The sequence below is a fragment of the Aeromonas sp. 1HA1 genome (assembly GCF_029237385.1).
GTDB classification, from domain to species: domain Bacteria; phylum Pseudomonadota; class Gammaproteobacteria; order Enterobacterales; family Aeromonadaceae; genus Aeromonas; species Aeromonas popoffii.
Window position 1 is genome coordinate 24,715 of sequence record NZ_JAACGC010000031.1, and the last position, 23,709, is coordinate 48,423.

The 23,709-nt window shown below is 59.4% G+C and carries 20 protein-coding genes; 9 read left to right on the forward strand and 11 right to left on the reverse strand.

The window, feature by feature from the left end:
- Nucleotides 1-11 precede the first annotated feature (11 nt).
- Nucleotides 12-1,571: an ISNCY family transposase gene (locus tag GWQ22_RS11490; RefSeq protein WP_275930384.1), complete on the reverse strand. Its 1,560-nt coding sequence runs from the start codon at nucleotides 1,569-1,571 to the stop codon at nucleotides 12-14.
- A 272-nt stretch (nucleotides 1,572-1,843) separates the two neighbouring features.
- On the opposite strand from GWQ22_RS11490, the gene GWQ22_RS11495 reads away from it, so the two are divergent.
- Nucleotides 1,844-2,113 carry a RepB family protein gene (locus GWQ22_RS11495; protein ID WP_275930385.1) on the forward strand — a complete coding sequence of 90 codons (270 nt, stop codon included), beginning with the start codon at nucleotides 1,844-1,846 and terminating at the stop codon, nucleotides 2,111-2,113.
- 211 nt (nucleotides 2,114-2,324) lie between these two features.
- On the opposite strand, the gene rsmF is transcribed toward GWQ22_RS11495, so the two are convergent.
- The 4 genes from rsmF to GWQ22_RS11515 all read right to left on the reverse strand — a co-directional run bounded on the left by rsmF (nucleotide 2,325) and on the right by GWQ22_RS11515 (nucleotide 7,803).
- Nucleotides 2,325-3,755, reverse strand: a complete 1,431-nt coding sequence (gene rsmF, locus GWQ22_RS11500; RefSeq protein ID WP_275930397.1) for a 16S rRNA (cytosine(1407)-C(5))-methyltransferase RsmF — start codon at nucleotides 3,753-3,755, stop codon at nucleotides 2,325-2,327.
- A gap of 130 nt (nucleotides 3,756-3,885) precedes the next feature.
- Entirely contained in the window at nucleotides 3,886-6,438 is a 2,553-nt protein-coding gene (locus GWQ22_RS11505; protein WP_275930386.1) for an MlaD family protein, read from the reverse strand.
- A gap of 146 nt (nucleotides 6,439-6,584) precedes the next feature.
- Nucleotides 6,585-7,193 (reverse strand): paraquat-inducible protein A, encoded by a 609-nt coding sequence (locus tag GWQ22_RS11510; RefSeq protein ID WP_042037763.1) that lies wholly within the window; start codon nucleotides 7,191-7,193, stop codon nucleotides 6,585-6,587.
- Complete coding sequence (locus tag GWQ22_RS11515) at nucleotides 7,171-7,803, reverse strand: paraquat-inducible protein A (RefSeq protein WP_275930387.1); 633 nt, start codon at nucleotides 7,801-7,803, stop codon at nucleotides 7,171-7,173. Before GWQ22_RS11515 ends, GWQ22_RS11510 begins: the two co-directional genes overlap by 23 nt.
- A 148-nt stretch (nucleotides 7,804-7,951) precedes the next feature.
- Between GWQ22_RS11515 and prpB the strand changes: the two genes are divergently transcribed.
- The 3 genes from prpB to GWQ22_RS11530 are packed head-to-tail and all read left to right on the forward strand — an operon-like array spanning nucleotide 7,952 to nucleotide 11,434.
- Nucleotides 7,952-8,839, forward strand: coding sequence for a methylisocitrate lyase (gene prpB, locus GWQ22_RS11520; RefSeq protein ID WP_042037765.1), 888 nt, complete (start codon nucleotides 7,952-7,954; stop codon nucleotides 8,837-8,839).
- An 11-nt stretch (nucleotides 8,840-8,850) separates the two neighbouring features.
- Nucleotides 8,851-9,978 (forward strand): 2-methylcitrate synthase, encoded by a 1,128-nt coding sequence (gene prpC / locus GWQ22_RS11525; protein WP_042037766.1) that lies wholly within the window; start codon nucleotides 8,851-8,853, stop codon nucleotides 9,976-9,978.
- 10 nt (nucleotides 9,979-9,988) lie between these two features.
- Nucleotides 9,989-11,434, forward strand: coding sequence for a bifunctional 2-methylcitrate dehydratase/aconitate hydratase (locus GWQ22_RS11530; protein WP_275930388.1), 1,446 nt, complete (start codon nucleotides 9,989-9,991; stop codon nucleotides 11,432-11,434).
- A gap of 74 nt (nucleotides 11,435-11,508) precedes the next feature.
- Here the strand turns inward: GWQ22_RS11530 and GWQ22_RS11535 are convergent, their stop codons facing one another.
- Nucleotides 11,509-12,249: a hypothetical protein gene (locus tag GWQ22_RS11535; RefSeq protein ID WP_275930389.1), complete on the reverse strand. Its 741-nt coding sequence runs from the start codon at nucleotides 12,247-12,249 to the stop codon at nucleotides 11,509-11,511.
- Nucleotides 12,250-12,463: 214 nt separating this feature from the next.
- Between GWQ22_RS11535 and GWQ22_RS11540 the strand changes: the two genes are divergently transcribed.
- Both GWQ22_RS11540 and GWQ22_RS11545 read left to right on the forward strand, forming a co-directional pair.
- Nucleotides 12,464-12,841, forward strand: coding sequence for a polyhydroxyalkanoic acid system family protein (locus tag GWQ22_RS11540; RefSeq protein WP_108535639.1), 378 nt, complete (start codon nucleotides 12,464-12,466; stop codon nucleotides 12,839-12,841).
- 304 nt (nucleotides 12,842-13,145) lie between these two features.
- On the forward strand, nucleotides 13,146-14,576 hold the full coding sequence (locus GWQ22_RS11545; protein WP_275930390.1) for a wax ester/triacylglycerol synthase family O-acyltransferase: 1,431 nt from the start codon (nucleotides 13,146-13,148) through the stop codon (nucleotides 14,574-14,576).
- A 79-nt stretch (nucleotides 14,577-14,655) separates the two neighbouring features.
- Here the strand turns inward: GWQ22_RS11545 and GWQ22_RS11550 are convergent, their stop codons facing one another.
- The 4 genes from GWQ22_RS11550 to GWQ22_RS11565 form a co-directional block, all read right to left on the reverse strand.
- Nucleotides 14,656-15,456 (reverse strand): hypothetical protein, encoded by an 801-nt coding sequence (locus GWQ22_RS11550; RefSeq protein ID WP_275930391.1) that lies wholly within the window; start codon nucleotides 15,454-15,456, stop codon nucleotides 14,656-14,658.
- 13 nt (nucleotides 15,457-15,469) lie between these two features.
- Nucleotides 15,470-16,138 (reverse strand): TetR/AcrR family transcriptional regulator, encoded by a 669-nt coding sequence (locus GWQ22_RS11555; protein ID WP_212513178.1) that lies wholly within the window; start codon nucleotides 16,136-16,138, stop codon nucleotides 15,470-15,472.
- Nucleotide 16,139: 1 nt separating this feature from the next.
- The gene (locus tag GWQ22_RS11560) at nucleotides 16,140-17,324 is read right to left on the reverse strand and encodes a patatin-like phospholipase family protein (protein WP_275930392.1); all 1,185 of its coding nucleotides are present in this window, start codon (nucleotides 17,322-17,324) and stop codon (nucleotides 16,140-16,142) included.
- Between the two features lie 93 nt (nucleotides 17,325-17,417).
- Nucleotides 17,418-17,996: a phasin family protein gene (locus tag GWQ22_RS11565; RefSeq protein ID WP_275930393.1), complete on the reverse strand. Its 579-nt coding sequence runs from the start codon at nucleotides 17,994-17,996 to the stop codon at nucleotides 17,418-17,420.
- Nucleotides 17,997-18,243: 247 nt separating this feature from the next.
- Here GWQ22_RS11565 and GWQ22_RS11570 point away from each other — a divergent pair, with 247 nt between their 5' ends.
- Entirely contained in the window at nucleotides 18,244-20,214 is a 1,971-nt protein-coding gene (locus tag GWQ22_RS11570; RefSeq protein ID WP_042037779.1) for an SDR family oxidoreductase, read from the forward strand.
- Between the two features lie 36 nt (nucleotides 20,215-20,250).
- Here the strand turns inward: GWQ22_RS11570 and GWQ22_RS11575 are convergent, their stop codons facing one another.
- A complete protein-coding gene (locus GWQ22_RS11575) occupies nucleotides 20,251-21,147 on the reverse strand; it encodes an alpha/beta fold hydrolase (RefSeq protein ID WP_275930394.1) in 897 nt (298 codons plus the stop codon).
- 172 nt (nucleotides 21,148-21,319) lie between these two features.
- On the opposite strand from GWQ22_RS11575, the gene GWQ22_RS11580 reads away from it, so the two are divergent.
- The gene (locus GWQ22_RS11580; RefSeq protein WP_275930395.1) at nucleotides 21,320-21,640 is read left to right on the forward strand and encodes a YebG family protein; all 321 of its coding nucleotides are present in this window, start codon (nucleotides 21,320-21,322) and stop codon (nucleotides 21,638-21,640) included.
- A 292-nt stretch (nucleotides 21,641-21,932) separates the two neighbouring features.
- Nucleotides 21,933-23,210: a site-specific integrase gene (locus GWQ22_RS11585; protein WP_275930396.1), complete on the forward strand. Its 1,278-nt coding sequence runs from the start codon at nucleotides 21,933-21,935 to the stop codon at nucleotides 23,208-23,210.
- Nucleotides 23,211-23,709: the final 499 nt, after the last annotated feature.

Here is a 23,709-nt window from a genome sequence, read left to right on the forward strand (position 1 = left end):
CACCATTGCATTCACTTTGGTTGCATCTTGTCACCCATTTGACGTTTTCTCCACTCAGCTACAGCAGCGGAGATTACAGGTGAAGGAGGTTCATCCCTAGGGCCTGTAATTTGTGGCCTACCTCGTTTGCGTTTTCCTATCATCGGCACGGCTTCCTTTGCAATGTCCGCCAGCTCTGGCCTGTCAGGTTTCGCTTCCAGCCGTTCGCCGCTAACGTCCAACAGGGCCTTGTAATATTGTTCCTCTCCAAGCCGGTTAGGTTTCACCTTATCAGGGTGGGGCCCACGGCGGCGGTTTGTAGTCGGGCTACTGGGAGCCGCCCGCGAGCGCACATCATCCCGCATAGTCTGAACTTCTTGGGCCATCATCAACACATGCCCAAGCCGCTTGTTATCTACAATTGCCCCTTGATTCACCGGCGCAAGCTGATCTTTTATGCAGTAATCCAAGAGCTGTCCATCAAGCCCTCGTAACTCCACCCGATCATCGCAATAGTGGTACACCATGATCTCTCGACCGATCAGCCGACGCTGGGATGGTGTATCGAGCAAGAGATATTGCACCTTGTCATACTGGGTCGTGAGCCGCTTTGATACCTGCCTTGGTTCCTTCCAAATCAGGGTAAGATCCAAGTCATCATGAGGGCCCAAGGGACGGTGTACGTCCACCTCATGCAAAGGGGCTTTACCGAAGCGTTGGTTGTAATCGGTGATGAAGCCAGGCAGCCACGCATTGGCATCGTCAATCGAGCTGATCCCCGCCAATCTCAACTCCTTAACCAACCTGTCCTGCAAGGTCAGGTGTGCGCGTTCTACACGGCCCTTGGCTGCACTGCTATGAGCGCAGAACCCCTCTATGTTGAGTTCGTCTAGGGCGCGGGCAAACTGCGTCTGGCCCTCGCCACGCGAAGATTTGTGATTGACCCTGAACACACTGGCCTTGTCGCTGTAAAGCGACAGCGGCTTGCCATGTGCAACCAAGTGATCGCGCATGGTACCGAAGTAGGCGAAGGTTGACTCGGAATGCACAAAGCGCATGGCCGTGATCTGGCTGGTCGCATCATCCACGAACACGATAGCGGTACAGGCAGGTGCTCGCTCCTCAAACCAGCGGTGGTCACAGCCGTCAACCTGGATCAACTCACCAAAGCAGGCTCGACGATAACGAGGTTGCTGGATCCTGGGTGGCCGTTGTCGGCGTGGCACCCATAGACCAGTGGCAATCATCATCTGGCGCACGGTCTCCACGGCCAAGTTGATACCATGCAGTTCAGCAAGCTTCTCGGCGGCTAGGGTCGGTCCGAAATCAGGGTAATGCTGGGTGATCAGCTGGTATGCTTGCTCCTTGAGCCCACTCGGCAGTTGCCGATTGCCTTTCATCCCGAACTTGCGGGAGCGCAACCCTAATGGGCCATCCTCCGCGTAACGGGCCACCAATCGGCGCAGATGCCGTGGTGTCAATGACAGACGTTGTGCCGCTATCGTACAGGGTATGTGGCCTTCCACCACGGCCTGGATGGTCTTGAGACGGTCTACCTCTTTCATGGTGAATATCAGCTCGCTTTGTGCCATGAGAACCCCTCCGTGGTGAAAATTTCACCAACGTATCACAGGGGACCTTAGCCGGACATTTGAATCTGGCTCAGAGCGGACATTACAATCTGGGGCTAACATAATGACCGCGCATTTTTATTTTTTATGTTAAATTATATCTTGTTGATCTGATGATATATTTATTGCGCGTTGCCAAGGTGTCCGATGAGAGGGGAGAACCCTCTTGTTCAGACAACCGTCATCAACACGTTAGAGATAACAAACGTTAAAGAAAACCATTGCAAGGTCATATGAGCCAGGAAATAAACGTGGATGAGGCCCAGGCTGTCCCACACAACAATGCCGAGCGGCAACGCCAACATGTGAAGCGTAAACAGGAAACCCACAGCCGGTTGCAGTGCTGGATAAGCAATCGTCACGCCGAGCGGTTGCAGGAGTTGGGGTTGCATCTCGAAGACAGCCAGGCCTCGCTCATCGAGCAGGCGATCGATCTGCTCTATCAACATGAACTTTCATCCCAGCCCCAAGTTGAGCAAGAGATGGCTGAGGCGCTCGAGTGAGGGGCAGGAAACAGACAGTGCGGACATAAAAAAGCCAGGTACGAATTCCTTGTACCTGGCATAGGGGAATTGGCTCCTTGCAGAGCCGTGCGCTAACTGGTGTTCGGACAGCCTTAAGCTTAGACAAGGCTCAAGGCTTTTCAAGATCCGCACAAAAGTTCAACCGATGTGTGGGTTTTTAAGACTCGATCAGACGCGAGTCATCACACACTCAGGCGCCGAACAGATTGTTGTCGCGCACCAACTCGCGGGGCAGGGCATTCTTGACCCGGCTGCCGACCCACTTCCCCATGCCCAGGGTATGACCCTGATAACGAACGATCACCTCGCCCGAGCCAGCCTCCTGCTCAGGCCAGACATCCCGCCCCATCATGAACTCCCGCGCATTGGCGCCGTCGAGTTCGATACATCCCAGAGTGGCCTTGTCGCCATAGGCCAACGCCCACTCATGAGTGAGGCGATAACCTTTCTTGAAGGTTTCAGCCAGCTTGATGCCGATGCGATCAAAACGCAACTTGCCCTGCACCTGCTGAAACAACAGTGGAAAGAGCCAGATCTCGTCATTGCGACCAAACAGCTGGCCCTGTGGTACCACGCCAAAATGGGCTTCAATCTCGCGCAACATGGGCTCGGCCTCTTTGGCGGGCAGTGGCGAGAAGGGGAACTTGCCGAGTTTGCCCGGCTTGAACATGGTATTTGGCACTGAGTGATGCTTGCGCAATCTGGCGACGAAAAATCCCTCACTATCGAAGATCTGGGGCCAGACGTGCAGATATCCTTCGGGCGTACAGGCCAACTGTGCATTGGGGAACAGGTCGGCCAGCGAGTCAACGCTCAGGGCATCACCAAACTTGTCCAACAGGGACTGACAGACCGCCTGGTTCTCCTGCTCGCTCAACGTGCAAGTGGAGTAAACCAGCACGCCACCGGGTTTCAGGGCATGAAAGGCGCTCTCCAGCAGACCTTGCTGCACCGCCGCAATCTCGTCGATGCTCGCTATGCTCCAGTTGCGCAGGGCATCTTCATCCTTGCGCACCGTCCCTTCGCCGGAGCAGGGGGCATCGAGCAGTATGGCGTCGAAGGTCTCCGGCAACCACTGGCCAAACACCTTGGCATCGAAGTGGGTCATGCCCACATTGGTCACGCCACAGCGCTGAATGTTAGCACTGAGCACCTTGAGCCGGCTGCTGGAATATTCGTTGGCAACCAGCATGCCCTGGTTGTTCATCAAGGCCGCGATCTGGGTGGTCTTGGAGCCGGGGGCGGCGGCCGCATCCAGCAGCATGCCATCTCGCTTGACCTGATCGCTGGCAAATAGCGCGGTAACCGGCAACATGGAGCTCGCTTCCTGGATATAGAAGAGGCCGCTCAGGTGTTCTGCGGTATTGCCAAGGGGCACGCTCTCGTCGCGGCGACTCAGCCAGAAGCCGGTCTCGCACCAGGGCACGGCCTCGAGCTGCCAGCCCAGCGGTTGCATCAGTTCGCAGAATGCGGGTACCGAGATCTTCAGCGTATTTACCCGAATACTGCGTCGCAGTGGGCGCCGGCAACTGGCCACGAAAGAGTCCATGGTGAGATGCGCTGGCATGATGGCCGCAATATGGTGCAAGAAGTGATCGGGAAGATAGGTATTGTCGTGCACTGTGCCGTCTCGCTGACCCAAAAATAGGGGCGACATCTTATCACACGGCTAGGAATATTCTTAACGGGCAATGAGCAAGGGGAAAATGAACAAGCCCGGCACTGGGCCGGGCTTGGAACAAGAGAAAAGTTCAGGGCTGGATGCGGGGACTCCACTTCAGCCACTCTTTCTCCGCCTTGCCATACAGCGGGTAGCTGTGGCCAGCCTTGACGGTCGCCCCCATATCATGCTCTGGGGTATTGAATGCGATGCCGCCCGCCAGCAGGCTCTGCACGGTTTCCACCTCTATGGTCCCCCCGGTCAAGCCTATGTCGGCCTTGACCCCGGAGACATTCCAGAAGCGGGTGTTGGCCCGCACCAGATGGGCATATTCCTTGTCGACACTCACATCGATCAGCACCTCACTGCCATCGCGCGCCAGCGTAATCCCGGTGACACTGCCCACCATGAGTTTACGAAACAGCAAGGGGCTGCCGACGCTCAGGCCATTGACCGAGGGGCTCTTGAGGGTCAAGGCCAGGCCCACCTGACCACTCTGACTCAAGGGGAAGCGATCCTTGCCGGCCCCTTGACCTGGCAGAGCCTCCACAAAGGCCCCTTTGATCAGGGTGTCGAGGTGAGCGACGCCGCCCAGCCCCAGCTTGGCCTGCACCAGAGTAAAGCGGGCGCCAGATTGCAAGAAACGATCGGCATAGTGACCATCCAGCTCGGCCTTGAAGATCACTTGCCCCAACGATGGTTCCAGCTCGATCTGCTCAATCTTGCCGATGTCGACCCCGCGATAGCGGATCGGGCTGCCAATGCCCAGACCCGGGTTGCTCTCGGCGGTCAGGGAGAGGCTGCGCACGTTCGCCTTGGCCTGCTCCTTGCTGTCAAACAGCTGGTGACTGCTGCGGCCGGAGCCCAGCCGATCGAACTCGATGGCGCCGCGCAGCAAGGTGGCGAGATTGCCCACCTTCACCTGCACACCATCGACCCGCACCCGGGCATCCAGTGCCGGTTTTTTCCAAAATTGCGGAAGCTGTGAGAGCAGAGGGGCATAAACACCATCAATTTCGAGCTCGATCTCGACCCCCTCTTTGGCGGCACGCAGCTGCTTGACCTTGCCCGCCTCAAGCCCCAGATAGAGCACAGGGGAGCCGATGCCGATACCATCTGCCTGTTCCGCTTTCAATAACCAGCGCTGGGGCTTGGCATCCCGGGTGCCTAACAGGGCCAGTTCCTGACTCGGGTAGAGGCGGTTTATCCGCTCACCGCTCGCCGCCTGTACCAACTTGATGCCCCCGCCGATCCAGGCGCTGGCCGGACTGGTCTCCACCTTGATACCGCTGAGATCAGCCTCGATCTGCAGCGGCGCCGCCCGATAGAAACGGGCCCGTGCCAGCAGATGTTGATACTGGCTGTTGACCACCAGAGCGACGCTGGCATTGCCCCTGGCATCCAGAGTCAGCTGACTGATCTGGCCTACCGGCAGCCCCTTGTACCAGAGCGGTGCCCCTTCATTGAGCCCCGCCAGATCGTCGGCCTGCAGAGTAACCCGGGTGCCACTGACTTGATCCTTGCTGCTCAAGGTCATGGCCCTGACCCTGTCACCTTCCACGTAGTCAAGGCGAATGGCCGGACCGGCCAGCAGACGATCCGCATGTTTGAGGCCGGCGGCACCGAAGGAGACAGTCTCCCAGACGAGGCGACTGTTGCCGGTGATCCGAAATGCCTGTTCAGGGTTGATCAACGCCGTCACCACCCGACCCTTGTCGGTCAGGCGAACGGGGTCAACCCGGCCAATCTCGATCCCTTCGAAAAGGATGGGCATTCCCTCCTTGATGGGCAGATCACCGGCCACTATGTCGATCCGCTCGCCACGGGCCGCTTCGGCCAGCCCCTTGTAGAGGATGAAGGTCTGGCCTTTCTCCGGCTCGGGGGAGGCTTTGGGGGAGTCAAACGCTATGCCGCCGCTCAGTATGGAGGTAAGGCTGCCAGCCTCCACATTGACCCCGGCCAGGCTGAAGGAGCCTTTGATGCCACTGATGTTCCAAAAGCGGGTATCGGCCTTGATGAGGTGTTCGAAACGCGGCTCGATCACCAGATCCAGGATCACGTTCTGGTTGTCCGGGCCGAGACGGGTGTTGATGACACTGCCTACCTCAATACCGCGGAAATAGAGTTTGGCGCCGATCCCGATAGATCCCAGCGAATCGGCAGTCAAGTGCAGCATGCGCCCCTGTGCCTGATAGCCGGGGGGAGGGCCATCCAGCGCATCAAACTCCTCTTCCAACGGGTTGTTCTCCCGACCGGGTTGCAGATTGATGTAGTTGCCAGAGACCAGGGTATCCAGGCCCGAGATCTCGGTGAGTGATGCCTTGGGGCTCACCAGCCAGAAGTCGGACCCTTTGCGGATAAGCGGCCGGGCACGACTGTCAATCTTGGCCAGCACGGCTATCTTGCGACCGTCCTCGGCCAGCGCCAGCTCCTGCACTACACCGATGGCCACGCCCTGATAGCGCACCTGGGTCTTGCCAGGCAAGATGCCATTGCCCTGGGCAAAGTTGATGCGAATAAGTTGACCACTGCTCGCAAACTGCTGGTAGACGAAGCCACCTGCCAGCAAGAGGGCAATGGCGGGCAACAACCAGACTGGCGACAACCAGCGACGCTTCTCAATGACGGGTTCAGCCCCGATCATACCGACTCCTTAATTGGCTGACATAAACAGCAGTTCAGATACAAGCACATCACCGCCTGCGCGTTGCCTTGCGACAGTGCTGGCGGTTATTCACTATGCGGGGCATCCCCATCCCTGGACAAGCGGGATGTGTGTTCACCAGACCATCAACGGGCCGCCTTGTCCCAGAGCAAGCGGGTATCCAGCATGCGGGCCGACATCATGGTCAGCACCACCACACCGGCAAACGCCGTGGCGCCGGGTCCCGCCCGTACATTGAGCAGCACGCCGCGATCCACCAGCGCCACCATCAGCGAGATGACGAACAAGTCCAGCATGGACCAGCGGCCGATGAAGTCGATGATGCGATACATGATGAGCTGACGCTTGCGCCGCACCGGCGTGGTTCGCTGCAACTGCCAGCAGATCCAGCCCAGCCCCAAAATCTTGCCCACCGGCACTATGATGCTGGCAGTCAGCACTATGGTGGCGATACCCGACATCTTGCTGCGGTATAGCATCATAATACCGCTGAAGATGGTATCGGACTGCAATAACCCCTTGTTGTAGAAATGGGTGATGGGCAACAGGTTGGCGGGCAGCAACATGAAGGTGGCCAGCGCCAGCAAGCCCCAGGACCAGGCCAGGGAGTGGGGGATACGAACCTGCAACCTGCTGTGACAACGGGGGCAGACGCTGCCCGCCTGATAGCGCACCAGCAGGCCACAGGTGTGGCAGCGGCAAAGCCCCAGCTCACGAGCGCTGGTCTGGGACATGATCCGGCTCCTCCAGTGGTACGCGCTCCCAGTAGAGGGCAGGATCGAACAGGATCAGCAGCGTCATGTTGAGCAGCATCAGGATCCCCAAGCTCAGCAGGCCGCCGCCGAGGCGCACATCGGCGATGTCGATCAGCTTGAACAGGGCGACCAGCAGGCTGACCATGTAGACCTCCAGCATGGCCCAGTGACGAAATACCTCCACGGCTCTTAAGGTCGGCGCCAGTATGTGCCAGCGCTTGGCAAGGCCGGAGGCCAGTGCAAAGATCCCCAGCAGCAAGCCCACCGGCGCCAGTACGGCGCACCAGAATACCAGCCCCGCCACCCAGAATTCGTGCTCGACCATCAGCACCAACATGCCCTTTAACAAGTTTGCGTCCGAGTTCACCCCGGCCAGACGCAGGTAGATGAGCGGTTCGAAGAAGGCAGAGGGCAGCAGCAAGAACCCCGTGATGGTCAGGGCCATCAACTGGGAGGAGCGGAAGGCATAGCGTCCATACAGATGCTGATGACAGCGGGGACAGTGAGCGTGGCGGCGCAGGGGCAATAACTTGCGTTCGATCAGCAAGTCGCAAGCCGGGCAGACGATCACGGGATTGGGATCCGACATTACGATTCAATCTGTTGAAGGAATTGGTGAAATTTACCCTAAAACCCGCGCCCTGTCTTGCCTGACGCCGTTCTGCCACGAAAGTATGATTGACGTTAACGTAAACGTGATATTAGATAGTCAGACCAGACAAATGAAAGGAGTCATGATGTCCAGCCTTACCCCCTCGGCAGGCCTGCGTTTTCGCACCGCCCTCGCCAACGAACGGCCCCTGCAGATCGTCGGCACCATCAATGCCTACATGGCCCTGATGGCCGAGCGTAGCGGCTTTGCGGCCCTCTATCTCTCCGGCGCCGGGGTGGCCAATGCCTCCTATGGCCTGCCGGATCTCGGCATGACCTCCCTCAATGACGTGCTGATCGACGCAGAAAGGATCACCGCTGCGACCAAGGTGCCCCTGCTGGTCGACATCGACACCGGTTGGGGCGGCGCCTTCAATATCGCCCGCACCATTCGCGCCTTTGAACGCGCCGGTGTCGCCGCCGTGCACATGGAAGATCAGGTGGCCCAGAAACGCTGTGGCCACAGGCCCAACAAGGCGGTGGTCTCGCAGGAGGAGATGTGCGATCGCATCAAGGCGGCGGTGGATGCCCGTCAAAACGGGGAGTTCGTCATCATGGCGCGCACTGATGCACTGGCGGTGGAGGGGATTGGCCCGGCGCTGGAGCGCGCCGCCGCCTACGTGGCCGCCGGGGCAGACATGATCTTCGCCGAAGCGGTGACCGATCTCGGTCAGTATGACCGCTTCAAGCAGGCCGCCGGGGTGCCCATTCTCGCCAACATGACTGAATTCGGCCAGACAGCACTGTTTGACAAGGCCGAGCTCGCCGAGCACGGCGTCGACATGGTGCTCTACCCGTTAAGCGCCAGCCGGGCGGCCAATCAGGCCGCGCTCAACGTCTACCAGCACATTCGCCAGGATGGCCACCAGAGAGCCGTCGTGGACACCATGCAGACCCGGGAATCGTTATATGACTTTCTCGGTTATCACCATTACGAGCAGACACTGGATCGTCTGTTCACATCCAGGGATTAGGAGGCAAGGTTATGGGACAAGAGAAGCCATTGGGCGGCGCCGGCCTGCGGGGTCAGAGCGCGGGGGAAACCAGTATCTGTACCGTGGGCAAGAGCGGCACAGGACTCACCTATCGCGGGTATGACATCAAGGAGCTGGCGGATGGCGCCCAGTTCGAGGAGGTTGCCTATCTGCTGCTCAAGGGCGAGTTGCCCAGTGAACAGCAACTGCTGGACTACAAGCGCGAGCTGCGTCGCCTGCGCATCTTGCCCCGTGCCCTGCTGGAGGTGCTTGAGCTCATTCCCGCCAATGCCCATCCCATGGATGTGCTGCGCACCGGCTGCTCCATGCTCGGCGATCTGGAGCCGGAAGAGGGCTTCGAGCACGAACATGAAGTGGCCGATCGGCTGCTGGCCGCCTTCCCTGGCATCCTTATTTATTGGTACAAGTTCAGTCATGAAGGGGTGCGTATCGCGCTCGATACCGACGAGGAGTGCATCGGTGGCCACTTTCTGGCGCTCTTGCACCAGAAGGCGCCGAGTGAGCTTGAACGCCGGGTGATGCATGTCTCCCTCATTCTCTATGCCGAGCACGAGTTCAACGCCTCCACCTTCGCGGCCCGGGTCTGTGCCTCGACCCTGTCCGATCTCTTCTCCTGCGTGACCGCCGCCATCGGTACCCTGCGCGGCCCGCTGCACGGCGGGGCCAATGAAGCCGCCATGGCGATGATCGCCCCCTGGCAGGATGAGGCTCAGGCCAGGGGCGAGCTGCTGGCAAAACTCGCGGCCAAGGAGAAGATCATGGGCTTTGGCCACGCCGTTTATCGCACCTCGGATCCGCGCAACGTCATCATCAAGGCGTGGTCGGCCAAGCTGGCCGAGGCGGCGGGGGACACACGCCTCTACCGCGTCTCCTGCGAGGCGGAGACGGTGATGTGGGAGGAAAAAGCACTCTTCCCCAACGCCGACTTCTTCCATGCCAGCGCCTATCACTACATGGGGATCCCGACCAAGCTGTTCACCCCCATTTTCGTCTGCTCTCGGGTCACCGGCTGGTGCGCCCACGTGATGGAGCAGCGCGAGCACAACAGGATCATTCGCCCGAGCGCCGATTACGTCGGCCCGGCCCCCCGTCATTTCGTCTCCCTACAACAACGATAAGGAAATCACGATGTCCGCCAACGTCGACGTCAACCACAGACCCGAGCCCGATCAGGTGCTGGTCGATATTGCCGATTATGTCTGCAACCACCCCATCACCAGCCAGGCAGCCCTCGATACCGCCCGCTACTGCCTGATGGACACCCTGGGCTGCGGTCTGCTGGCGCTGCGCTTTCCCGAATGCACCAAGCACCTGGGCCCCATAGTCCCCGGTACCGTCGTGCCCCATGGTGCACGGGTGCCCGGAACCCAGCTCTGCCTCGATCCGGTCAAGGCGGCCTGGGACATCGGCACCATCATCCGCTGGCTCGATTACAACGACACATGGCTTGCCGCCGAATGGGGCCATCCTTCCGACAACCTGGGGGGTATTCTGGCGACCGCCGACTGGCTGTCGCGCACCCGCGTGGCCGAGGGCAAGGCGCCGCTGACCATGGCCGATGTGCTGACGGCCATGGTCAAGGCTCACGAAATTCAAGGGGTGCTGGCGCTCGAAAACTCCTTTAATCGGGTTGGCCTCGATCACGTGGTGCTGGTCAAAGTCGCCAGCACCGCCGTGGTGACCCACATGCAGGGAGGGAGTCGGGATCAGGTGATCGATGCGGTCTCCCAAGCCTGGGTCGATGGCCAGAGCCTGCGTACCTACCGCCACGCCCCCAACGCGGGTTCTCGCAAGAGCTGGGCGGCGGGGGATGCCACTTCCCGCGCGGTGCGTCTGGCGTTGATCACCATGAGCGGCGAGATGGGCTATCCCGGCGTATTGAGCGCCCCCAAGTGGGGCTTCTACGACGTGCTGTTCAAGGGCAACCAGTTCGCCTTGCATCAGGGCTACGGCAGCTATGTGATGGAGAATGTACTGTTCAAGATCGCCTATCCCGCCGAGTTCCACGCCCAGACCGCGGTGGAGTGCGCCATGAAGCTGCACGGTCAGGTGAAGGGACGGCTGGACGAGATCGACCGCATCGAACTCACCACCCATGAATCGGCCATTCGCATCATCAGCAAGGTGGGGGCACTCAACAACCCGGCCGATCGGGATCATTGCCTGCAGTACATGGTGGCAGTGCCGCTGATTTTTGGTCGCCTTATCGCCGAGGATTACGAAGATGGCATCGCTGCCGATCCCCGCATCGATGCGCTGCGCGGCAAGATGGTGGTGCAGGAGGACAAACGCTACAGCCGCGAATATCTGGAGGCGGACAAGCGATCCATTGCCAATGCCATCCAGATCTTCTTCAAGGACGGGACTCACACTCCTAAGGTAGAGGTGGAGTACCCGGTCGGCCATCGTCGCCGCCGGGAGGAGGGGATCCCGCTGTTGGTAGAAAAATTCCAGCATAACCTGGCCACCCGTTTCCCGGCCAAGCGGGTACAGGATATCCTCGCCCTCTGCCAGGATGGCCCGCGGCTGGCCGACACGCCGGTCCACGCCTTTATGGATCTGCTGGTGATCTGATTCGCAGGTTTCCCCCAGTAACAGAAGCGGGCCACACGGACCCGCTTTTTTATTGCAGTATCCAGCACCACCTGTCAATCCAGCACGCTGGCATCCCCATCAAACAACGCCGCCATGATGGCGCTTTCCCGGCTGGCGATGGTGTCCAGAAACTCGTTGGCTTTCCCCATCTGATGGCAGACCCGATAGCCTCGGTCGACAAACGAGAAGAGCTCGCCAAGGCCTGCCAGATGGGCCGGTCCCGACATCAGTTTAAGGGTGGTGCCAAGGAAAGGCTTGCGGGCCAGCCTGTCCAGGGTGAGCCCCAGTTCGGTGACCAGGGTTATCTGATGGGCGCGCCGCTCGGGTTCACCCACCTCCCGATAGGCGAGGGCATACGCCTCTGCCGTCAGCCGATGGATGGCGCCACTGCGACGTAGCGCCACCACCATCAGGTAGTCGAGCTCCTCGGAGAGGGCATCGAGTTCGATCGCCTGCGCCAGCACCTTGAGCCCGGACTCCGGCAGGAATCGCTCGGCGGTGGGCATCACCCGCATCACGTCCGCATCGCGGCGGGCACAATCGCCAGGACCATAGAGATCCGTCAGGAAAAACGCGGCAGCCGGGCCATAGCGTTTGCTCTTAAGCAGATCGCCGTGGGTGCGGCCCAACCGATCCGCCTGCCACTGGCGCAAGCTGTCCCGGTCTTGCTGATCTTCCGGGTGGGTGCGCATCTGTTCACGCAGGGAAGCAACCCGGTTGAGCTGGCGATAGAGCCGCCCCAGGGTACTCTCGTCCGCTTGCGGGTCATCGGCTATGTGTGTCTCTTGGGTCATATGCTGCTCTCTGGTGACCTGCACCGAATGGCCTGGCGGCTAGATAAAACGAGGGCATGAACCCTGAGGGGGAAGCGGGGCTGCCACTCAGGTACGCCTTTGCCTGTTAGTGTAACGCGAGCGGGAATGAGGAGAAAAGCATGGAGCATTTACTCAACCGTCTTTGTTAAGTGAGTCCCAATTATGTTGCAAATGGCTTTCACTTGTTTGATTCATGTGTTTAATATCAGTAAATGTTGTCACCGCTCAGAGAGTTAGCATGTTTCTATACGATCCCCTTGTCGGCAGCAGCCTGTCGACCATCAAGGTCAACCGCCAGCATCCCTTGGGATTAGCGGGGGTACGGCTCGCCGCCGAAGCCATCGCACAGGACATGAGCGAAGAGTACGAACTCGACTGTGAGTGGGAAGATGAAGAGGAGACCCGGCTGATGTTTCGCGGCGCCGGGGTCAATGGCTTTCTCTGCCTGACCGACAACAGCCTGCAGCTGGAAGTGCGCCTCGGCCTGATGCTGCTGCCGGTACGCAGCGTGCTGGAACAGGAAATCCTCGAATATGTCGATCATCGCCTGCCTTGTCCCTGTCAGGGATAACCCGGGGCAAGCATTCAAATATTCACTTAATACCGTCGCCGACAATAGCTGCGAATTAGCACCTTTGTATATTAATTGAACGACACATACCCTCCGGATAACAATAAATCGGGAGGGTATGCACGGGCTGTTTATGTGTTCTGCGATAAAATATTCACGGCGCTACGTGTCGTTCTGTCCAGACAGAAAGAATTAATCGAAGCGTATTGGCACCAACATATAGGACTCCTGTTTGTTCGCCATCGATAATGTGGTTTTCATAAGAAGGCCGCGGACAAATAAGCGAAACGGTAGGGAAAATACCATGTCACCCTGTGAACTTATCTCCTGTGTCGATACCGCCTGGCTGCGGATGGACAGGCCCAACAATTTGATGCAGATCGTCGGCGTGCTGATGTTTGATGGTCAGTTGGACGAAGCCCAGCTGCGTGCCAGCCTTCTGTACACTCTGAGCGTGCAACCCCGTTTTCACCAAAAAGCCAGCCTGGAGGGGGGAGAGTACTACTGGCGCGACGATCCCGATTTTGATCTTGACCAGCATCTCAAGCGGGTGATCCTGCCGGGCAAAGCTGGCAAGGAGGAGCTGGAGCGGCTGGTGGCCGATTTTGCCTCCACCCCGCTCAACCACCAGCGCCCCCTGTGGGAGATGCACCTGGTGGATACCTCCCTCGGCGGGCAGGCGCTGGTGGTGCGTTTTCATCACGCCATGGGAGATGGCTTCTCCCTGGTGCGCGCCCTGCTTACCATGATGGATGACAGCCCGACCCCGGCGCCACGTCCGCAACCCGAGCCAATTACCGGCGATCATGACGACGACGAGCAGGACGCCCATCAAGGCAGCCGTCTGCTGCGGGCCGGGCTCAAGCTGACCGGTACCCTCTGGTCCAAATATGTCGAGGTACTGACCCATCCCACCAAGGCAATGGATTACCTCAAGACAGGCCGGGATGTGACCGCCGAACTCTACACCATCGCCACCCTCTCCGACGATGCCAAGACCCGGCTGAAGGGGGAGACAGGCAGCGCCAAACGGGTGGCCTGGTCTGAACAGATCCCGCTACCGGACGTAAAAGCAGTAGGGCGGGTGCTCGGTTGTTCGGTCAATGATCTGCTGATCGCCGCCACCGCCGGGGCATTTCGCCACTATCTGCTGGCACAGGGGGACGAGGTCGATGGCATCGAGATCCGCACGCTGGTGCCCGTCAATATGCGCGCGCCCGACGACAAGGGGGCCCTAGGCAACCGCTTCGGGCTGGTGGCCCTGAACTTGCCCATCGACATAGCGCACCCGCTGCAGCGGCTCCATGCGGTGCGGGATCGGATGCAGGCGCTGAAATCCTCCCTGCAACCGGCGGTGGTGCTGAATCTGCTGGAGGTGATGGGCATGGCCCCCAGAGCGGTGCAGCAACAAGCCATCGACATTCTGTCGGCCAAGGCCAGCGCCGTCATCACCAATGTGCCCGGCCCCCAGCAGACCCTCTATCTGGCCGGTGCCCGCCTGCGCCAGCCCCTGTTCTGGGTGCCTCAGGCCGGTGACATTGGCGTTGGCGTCTCTATCCTCTCCTATGACAACAAGGTGCAGCTCGGCCTCATCACCGACAAGAAGCGGGTGCCGGACCCTGAGCTCATTGCCCTGCGCTTCGCCGTGGAGTTCGAACAGCTGCTGTTGCTGGTGCTGATGGAGCCGGATCTGCTCTACGATCCCGAGATGCTGGATCAGCTGCTGCACGGCTGAGCCGCTCTGGCACGCCACCGACATGAAACAAAGAGGCCAACCCTGGGGTTGGCCTCTTTCATTGCGCAGCACCGCCGGGCTATTCGTCCTCCAGCTCCTCACGGGCGGCTTCCACATCGAGCCGCTCCATGGCATCCACCGGCTCGCACTCGGCCGCCTCGCCGTAGAGCGCCTCGGCGGCCGCCATCTTGCTCTTGCCATGCATCATCACCATGGCGTTGGCGTACTCCATGCGAGCGATGGCGGAGTGGGGGATGATGGCCAGCGCCGCCTTGAAGTGACGATCGGCCTCCTCCTTCTTGGCGCCATAGGTGATGCTGCCTATCATGGCACCCAGTTTGTCGATGATCTCCGCATGCCAGGCGCCGAAGGCGATGTGCGCTTCCGCATGGTCGGGCGCCAGCGCCAGCGCCTTGTCCAGACTGGTCTTGATCTTGTCACCTATGCCGAGCGAGAGTGCCTTGGAGACCGAGATCACCTGGCTGTAACGACCCAGCGCGAGGGCGTGAAAATACCAGGCGTTGGCATTATCGGGCTGACGCTTTTGCAGTCTTTCGGCGTTGCTGGCCGCCAGTTCGAACGCCTCCCGCTTGGCATACTTGTCCTCCAGCAGGTAGCTGGCATGGATCACCAGCGCCTTGTTCACCACGTTGAGGCCAGCGTCACCGGCCTCCAGTCCCAGCGTCACCGCCTGACCAAAGTCGCCGGCATGGTAGGCACGCCAAGCCGCCTGCACCTGTTTGTCGGCAGGCCAGGGCTCGGCATCCCCCTGATGCAGGCGGGCCCAATGTTGCTTGAGACCGGCCCCCGCATAGTCATAGGCCGCTTCCGGCCAGGGGAACGGGGTGAAATCGGACAATTTGGGTTGTGAAGTGGTCATGTTGTTCTCCCTGTTAAAAATCGGAATCCTGTTCGCTCGTCGCAAGAGACGGGCGGTAATGAATGGCGATAGCATCCAGATGGGCACGGGCATTGGGATGTAGGCGAGGGGCCACCAGCTGCATCACCTGAAACACCCCGAGGGCAATGTCAGCATCGGCACGCGGGTGCAACGCCCGCTGATAGGAGATCCAGAACGTGCCCACCAGCGCGATATTGGCCGCCAAGGCACCGATCTGGGCGTCGCTGCCCAGCAGCAAGCCACTGCCGGCCAGGCTGTGGCAGATGGCGGCGGCGGTCTGTTCCTTGCGCCGCAGCAGGGCCGAGAAGCGCAGCTCCACCTTGTGGTTGCCGCTCATCAGGGTGCTGATGTCGTAGTAGAAGAAGCGGTACTTCCAGATGAGCTCGAACATCAGGTGCAAAAAGAACCAGATGTCTTCCGTCTCGTCCAGCGGGGGGGTGACAGTGTCGAGCAGATGGGCCATTTCCTGTTCGAACTCGCCGAACAGGGCGTTGACTATCTCTTCCTTGTGATGAAAGTGGTAATAGAGATTGCCCGGACTCATCTCCAGCTCGGCCGCGATGGCGGAGGTGGTGACGGTCGGCTCGCCCAACATGTTGAACTGGGCGAGGGCGGTGGCCAGGATCCGCTCCCGCGTCCGCCGCTTTGGTTTGCTGTCCATGCTACTCCTTCGAATGGCGACGACCCTTGCCGCCATAGCGGCGGGTCAGCCAGTGTTGCAACCGGGTCAGTGAGATATCCAGCGCCGCCACAGAGCCGGTGCCCGGAGTCAGCAGGGAGCGCTGCTCATCGGCAAGCGCCCCGAGATCCAGCTCGAGGCCATGTTTGGCGAGAATGGGGCCGAGCTCGGCCCGCCGCTGCCACAGATCCTGACGGGTATGCTGGAAGGCGTGTTCGCACAGATGGCGCCGATCCCGGTAACTGAACACATTGGTAAAGAACATCTCGCCATCGGCCGGGGAGGGCTCAAACAGCAAGGCATCGGCCTGTGGATACTGGTGCTTGTAACGATCCATCCCCACGTGCATGCGCGAGTGGATGATGGCGCGAAAGGTCTGGGCCAGCACTACCGGCAAGCCACTCTCCACCAGACTGGCAGGGTATTCACTCGCCATGCCAGCATCAAACGGTACCAGTGGGTTGATGCAGAACACCAGATCGGCCCCTTCCTGCAGCGCCACCGAGGCGTGCAGCGTCTTGATGAGGGCCCCGTCCACGTAGTAGCGGCCATTGATCAGCGACGGCGGAAACAGACCGGGCAGGGCGGCAGAAGCCTGCACTGCCGCCGAAATGGGCACCTGATCCAGCCCCGGGCTGCCAAAGGCGACCGCATGGCCGGTATCGAGCTCGGTGGCGATGACAAACAGACGGCTCTTGAGTTCACGAAAATCGTTGCTGCGACCCCGGCGAGAGAAGAACTGGGTCAGGATCCGGTCCACCCCGCGACTGTCGAACAAACCGGTCGGGATCGCCTTGGACAAGCCTTGCAAGGAGCCAAGCAGGCTCTTGTGCCAGGGGGCTGAGAGGTAATCGGCCAGACATTCCCAGGCCAGTGGCGGCAAGGAGGAGATCCGCTTCGCGTATTCCCCGAAGGCGGGACGCAGCAGAGTAGAGGGATCAAAAAATTCGCCGCTGTCGTCGCTGAGCAGGATCCGCACCAGCTTGTCGGGGGAGATGCCATTGGCCAACGCCGAGGCGATCACGGCCCCCGAGCTGACCCCCACATAGATGTCAGCCTGTTCGAAACGCAGCCCCTTGATGCTGTCGGCCAGGGCGGCGCAGGCTCCGATCTCGTAAATCCCTCCCAGAGGGCCCCCTCCGGCGAGGGCAATCGCAATCGTGCTCATGACATGGCCTCCCTTCTCAAGCAAAACCGGCCCAGCAAGAGGGCATGGGCCGGTGGGTTATGATGCAAGGCCAATCAGGCGTTGCCAGGCAGATTAGAAGAGGGCTGTCTCGCCTTTCTCCTTGACCTCTTCCACTACGTTCTTGACCTCAGTCGCCAATGCCTTGACCTCTTCTTTCACCTTGGCGATGGGCGCTGCGGCAGCTTTCTGCACCGGAGCTTTCTTGACGACGGGTTTCTTGGCCGCAGCAGCAGCCGGTTTGGGCTCCGCGGCTGGCACGTCCTCTTCATCCTGCGAATCGATGAGTTGTTGCACCACCTCGGTCAGCTCGGCCATGCGCTTGGAGAGCTTGTCGATATCCTTGCGGGTCGGAATGCCAAGGCTGGCGACGGCACGGGCCACACGATCTTCGAACACCTGCTCCAAACGGCCCCAAGTGCCTGTGGTCTTGTCCGTCATGGCAGCGATCTTCTCGTCTGCGCTCTGACGAGTACGGGTCTGCAATGCCTCGCCTTCCTGTACCAGGGCTTCGAAGATCTTGCCCCCTTCCTCTTGCGCCTTGGCGTAGGCGCCCAAGCCCGCCAGCCAGATCTGCTGGGTGGATTCCTTGATGGTTGAGGTGAGCTGGTTGTCGGTCACCGAGCTTGCCAGCGCTTTCAATTTCTTGGCCATGATTGTTTCCTTACTGGTGAGTGAGATATAGGTAATGACGACAACCTTGGTACATTCGTTGTGGCATTACTGAGCTTTCATCCTCAGTTTATGGCGAAAAAATAGAGGGTTCTACCTAATAACGGAACAGCCAGTCGTGGTAATTTTGGTCTGGGTCACGAAGATGATGTTCAAATGAACATTTCCATTTGAAGCGTGATATATCTAACGACAACTAACAGCCCAATCAGTAAGGGAAATAAATACCATGGACTATTTCATCACGGGGGGCAGCGGTTTTATCGGCCGCCGGCTGATTAAAAAATTGCTGCAGCGCCCAAATAGCCGTGTGCACTTTTTGATGCGCGCAGCCCATCTTGAGCGGATACCCGCTCTGCTGGACTACTGGGGCGTCGACGCGCAACGCGCCATTCCGGTCGTCGGGGACATGACCCATCCGCAACTCGGCGTGAGCGTGGCCGAGCAGGAGCCGCTCATCGGCCAGATCGATCACTTCCTCCATCTCGCCGCCATCTATGATCTCAACGCCAAGGCGGGCATTCAGCAGCAGGTCAATGCCGAGGGCACCCGTCAAGCCTTGCAACTGGCCGAACGACTCGGCGCCCGCTGCTTCCATCATTGCAGCTCCATCGCGGTGGCAGGCCTGTTCGACGGCCTGTTTAGGGAAGACATGTTCGATGAGGCCGAGCACCTCGACATGCCCTATTTCCAGACCAAGCACGAGGCCGAGGGCATAGTGCGCAAGGAGAGCACCATCCCCTGGCGCATCTACCGGCCCGGTATAGTGGTGGGGGATGCCAACACTGGCGAGATGGACAAGGTGGATGGCCCCTATTACTTCTTCAAGACCATCCAGAAGCTACGCCGCATGCTGCCGCCCTGGATGCCCGCCATCGGGGTCGAAGGAGGACGCATCAACCTGGTGCCGGTCAACTTCGTGGTGGATGCCATCGATCACATCGCCCACCAGGAGGGAGAGGACAACAAGGCGTTCCACCTGACGGACTCCCATCCGATGCGAGTTGGCGACATGCTGAGCACCTTCGCCCGCGCAGCCCATGCACCCGAGCCCGCCATTCGCATCAATGCGGCCCTGTTCAGCTTCATTCCCCGCCATCTGATGACCATGCTGATGGCGCTGACGCCGGTGCGGCGCATTCGCGATGCGGCGATCGCCGATCTCGGTCTGCCCAAGGATATCTTCCGGCTCATCAACTATCCCACCCGCTTTGACAACCGCGAAGCCCAGCGGGTGTTGAAAGGGACCGGCATCGAAGTGCCGCCACTGCACAGCTATGCCTGGCGGCTGTGGGATTACTGGGAACGTCACCTCGACCCCGAGCTGTTCATCGATCGTACCCTGCGTGGCCGGGTCGAGGGCAAGGTAGTGCTCATCACCGGCGCCACCTCCGGCATCGGCAAGGCCACTGCAAGAAAGCTGGCCGAGGCGGGAGCAACCGTGCTGACCATTGCCCGGGACGAGCACAAGATTGCGCAGACCCAGGCCGAGTTTGCCGAGCTGGGCTTGACCCTGCAGGTCTATCAGGGGGATCTGGCTGATCTCGCGCAGGGGGAGGCGATCACCCGGCAGATAGTGGCCGAGCATGGCGGGGTCGACATCCTCATCAACAATGCTGGCCGCTCCATCCGCCGCGCCATCGAGGACTCTTTCGAGCGCTTCCACGATCTGGAGCGCACCATGCAGCTCAACTACTTCGGCACCCTCAAGGTGATCATGGGGGTGCTGCCCACCATGATCGAGAAGAAAAAGGGCCACATCATCAACATCTCCTCCATCGGGGTGCTGACCAATGCGCCACGCTTCTCCGCCTACGTGGCGTCCAAGTCGGCGCTCGATGCCTGGGTGCGTACCGCGGCGTCCGAGTTTGCCGACAAGGGAGTCAACTTCTCCATCATCAACATGCCGCTGGTGAAAACCCCCATGGTGGCGCCGACCAAGGTGTATGAGCAGGTGCCCATGATGACGCCGGAAGAGGCCGCCGATCTGGTGTGCGACACTATCATCAACAAGCATGTGCGGCTGGCCACCCGTCTCGGGGTATTTGGTCAGGTGATCCATGCGCTGGCACCACGGGTGGCTCAGGTGATCATGAACACCAGCTTCCGCACCTTCTCGGATCCGAAAGCGGGCGGCGAGTCCAAGGCCTCAGCAGATCAGATGGCAGTATCGACCCTGATCAAGGGCATTCACTTCTGATATCAGAAAGCGTGAAATAAACCGGGGCCTGAGCAATCAGGCCCTTTTTGTTTGTAGCCGGGGGCGAGCGAGCAGGGTCAGCAGCAGGGCCGTGGTGCGGCGCGAGTAGATGAGGGAGAGATGGCCAAGGGCCGAGATCTCGATGTCCTCCATGCCTTCCATGCGCTGACGGGACTGGGGCAGCACAAAGTTGTCATGACTGGTGCGCACCGAAATCCCGGGCACACATAGCGGCACTGCGGCGAAACGCTGCAGCCATCCGGAGCCGGGTTCCATCTCCCGTGCGTTGTCTCCAAGACCCATGGCAGCCAGCTGGCTGCCCTGATGCGGGGTCGCCAAGGTGATGAGTTGCGCCACCTTGGCCCCACCGGCCAGGGCCAGGTAGTCACGGCACACCAGCCCGCCCATGCTGTGGCCAATCAGCACCAGCTGAGCGGCGCCGGTGGCGGCCAGCACCTCATCGATCCGCTTGGCCAGCAGGGGGACCATGTCATCGAGATGACCGAAGGGAGGGGTCAGGGTCACGGTAGCGACCACGTGGCCAGCAGCTTCCAGGCGGGCACGCTGCAGCCGCCAGATCCCGCGACTGCAGCCGTAACCATGTACCAGCAACAGGGGCAGGGGAGAAGGACGGAGCCTGTCAGGCGCCATCAGCAGCCGCTCAAACGGCAGCAACCCAGTGAAGGTGAGCAGATAGGCGAACATCTCCCTGATCACCATGTGCAGCCAGGCACGCAGACCGATGGCGGGAACAGGGTAGAAACGGGAGAAACCCCAGGTCAGCAATACCACCAGGCAGCGCAGCCCTAATAGCGCCAGCACCACAAACAGCAAGGAGAGCAGGGGAGAGAGACCAATGGCCAGATGAGCGATGCCCCCGAGGAGCGTCACTTCGACCAGCAGCAGTATGAGCAGTTGTCTTGTTATCGTCATGAGCCCATCATCCGACTTGCGTCAAGTGGATGTCAAATGACCCTTTCATCAATGTGATAACGGCCGCGTAATGGGTCAGACCACCATGATAAAAGCCCCTTGGGCAGGGTTATTTGCAATACTGTATATCCATACATATACTTGTGTTCACTATCATGAGGAGGACGCCACTATGGCCGTTGAGATCAAATATGTTGTCGTGCGTGGGGGAGTGGAGAAGATGACCTTTGCCAGCAAGAAAGAGGCAGATGCCTATGACAAACTGCTGGATACCGCCGATGAGTTAATGACCCTGCTGGCGGGGGCTCCTGTCACTCTCGAACCGGAACAGCAGGAGAGCCTGGCCTTCTACCTGGCCGAACAGCGTGATGTACTGCAAAACGTGCTGCGCGGTGGCAAGGGGCAGGGGAGCCCCAAAGAGGAGCCACAACAGGCTGCAGAGAAGACCGATGCCGACAAGCCCAAGGGAAAATCGCTTAAAAGCGTGGCCTGAGGGGCGCAGGAGGGATGCTGGGTTAACCTTATCCCAAGGGAGCCCTTGAAAACCATTCACATATGTAGCATTAAAAATCATTTTTACGGCTATTTACCCCGAGAATTTTCCAACAGAGGTGCATATCCATTGAATAGCGTCAGAGTGGGGTGCAAACCGGTTGCAACGGACGATTCGGCCTCATACAAGCCCTGATCATTCGTCACACAGTGATGCCGATAACCCCATTTATCGGCATCAACTTTTGAGCGAGGCTACCGGCCTCCATCCCATGAACCAAGCAAGCACCACCATGACCTCTATATTACTTCCGCCCGCCATGCCGCTGTTTGATGGCCTGGCTCACCTGGAGGCGGGCAATCCCCAAGTCAATCAGTATCTGGCCAACCTCAGCCTGAACAACGTACCCGATGCGGGGCTCATCTACGAACTGGCGGTCGACTGGCTGCTGGAACAGCGCCACAACGAGAACAACTACAAAACCTACCGCAGCGAGTTGACGACATTTCTGCACTGGTGTTTCAGCGCGCTGGCTATCAGCCCGAAAGATCTGACCCGGCGCATCATGATGCGCTACCTCGACTACTGCCAGGCACCGCCAGAGCAGCTGATTGCCTACCGCAACGTGGCGCAGTTCATTCTCGACAAGGAGTGGGGAGAACGGCTGCCCAACCCCTTGTGGCGACCGTTTCTTGGCAAACGGGAGCTGGGCCGCGAACTGCCATACCGCCTCAGCGAGCAAGCAATGAAAACCAAGCTCGCCATCCTGTCAGCCTTCTTCCAGTTTCTGATCCAGGAAGAGTACATGGACAGAAATCCGGCACTGCTGCTGCAGCGAGTCAAGCGACCGGTCCAGCAGGAGCCCGATGATCAGAGCCAGGCCTTCAGCGAGCTGCAATGGTCTTACGTCATGCAGGCGGCCGACCGACTGGCAACCGGATCACCGGATCAGCACGAGCGCAGCCGCTTCCTGATAAGCCTGATGTACGCCTGTTATCTGCGCATTTCGGAAGTGGCCGCCAGACCAGGCTTCACACCCGTCATGGGCCAGTTTCGCCGCGATGGCAAAACCGGCGTCTGGGGGTATTACATTCCACGCAGCAAGGGCGGCAAGCGGCGCACAGTGGCGGTATCCCATGCCTTACTGGAGGCCCTCGAGCGCTATCGGATCTTCCTGGGGTTGTCGCCATTGCCGGCACCCAATGAACAGACGCCACTCTTTGTGCGCCACAAGGCCGCCGCACATGGCCGGGAACAAGGCGAACTCAATGCCAATCTCGGGATCCGCCAACTGCGTGAACTGGTCATGACGGTCATCCAGACTGCCGCGAACCTGGCTGAGCAAGACGGTTTTGCCCAAGACTCAGCCGAAATGCGCAACCTGACCCCGCATTCCATTCGCCACACCGGCATTACCCACGACATCAATCTCAACGGGCGGCCGCTATCCCATGTGCAGGCCGATGCGGGCCATGACAGCATAGACACCACCTCCAAGTACCTGCACACCGGCAACAGCGAACGCCACGAAAGCGCCAACCACAAGCCGCTAGACCGACTGCACGAATGAACAGGAAAAAGTGAGAGATAACAAGTTAAATGGCATGCCAAGTGGCCAACCCAATAGCCAGAATCTGCAGCCTGATAAACCAAGATCTGACACCTCGTTCTGTCCAACAAACTACAACTGCGCATAATGTTCAGTATTTATGTTGAAAACTGGCCCCCGCGATAATCCCGCAGGGGCAGGGGGTCCTCCGCCAGGTGTCTGTTTGCCTGGCGGGGGATTTTTCATATAAATCGCATTATGCGCGGTGGTCTGTGTGCTCTCACCCCCCCCCACTAGGCGTAATTGTCTATCTCCATCACGTTCTGTAAGAAAAAATAGAGACAGGGCTAGATCGCGCGAAAATATTGCCAGTAGAATCCCAATCGAATTCAAAGAGTTATGGTGATTTCTGGTGTATGGGGGAGATAGAGAAGGTGGCGTATCCTGCTGATTGATTCCCGCGAAGAATCTCAATTAACAGAGGTGATACGCCATGACCAATTCTACCCTCAGAGTCCTG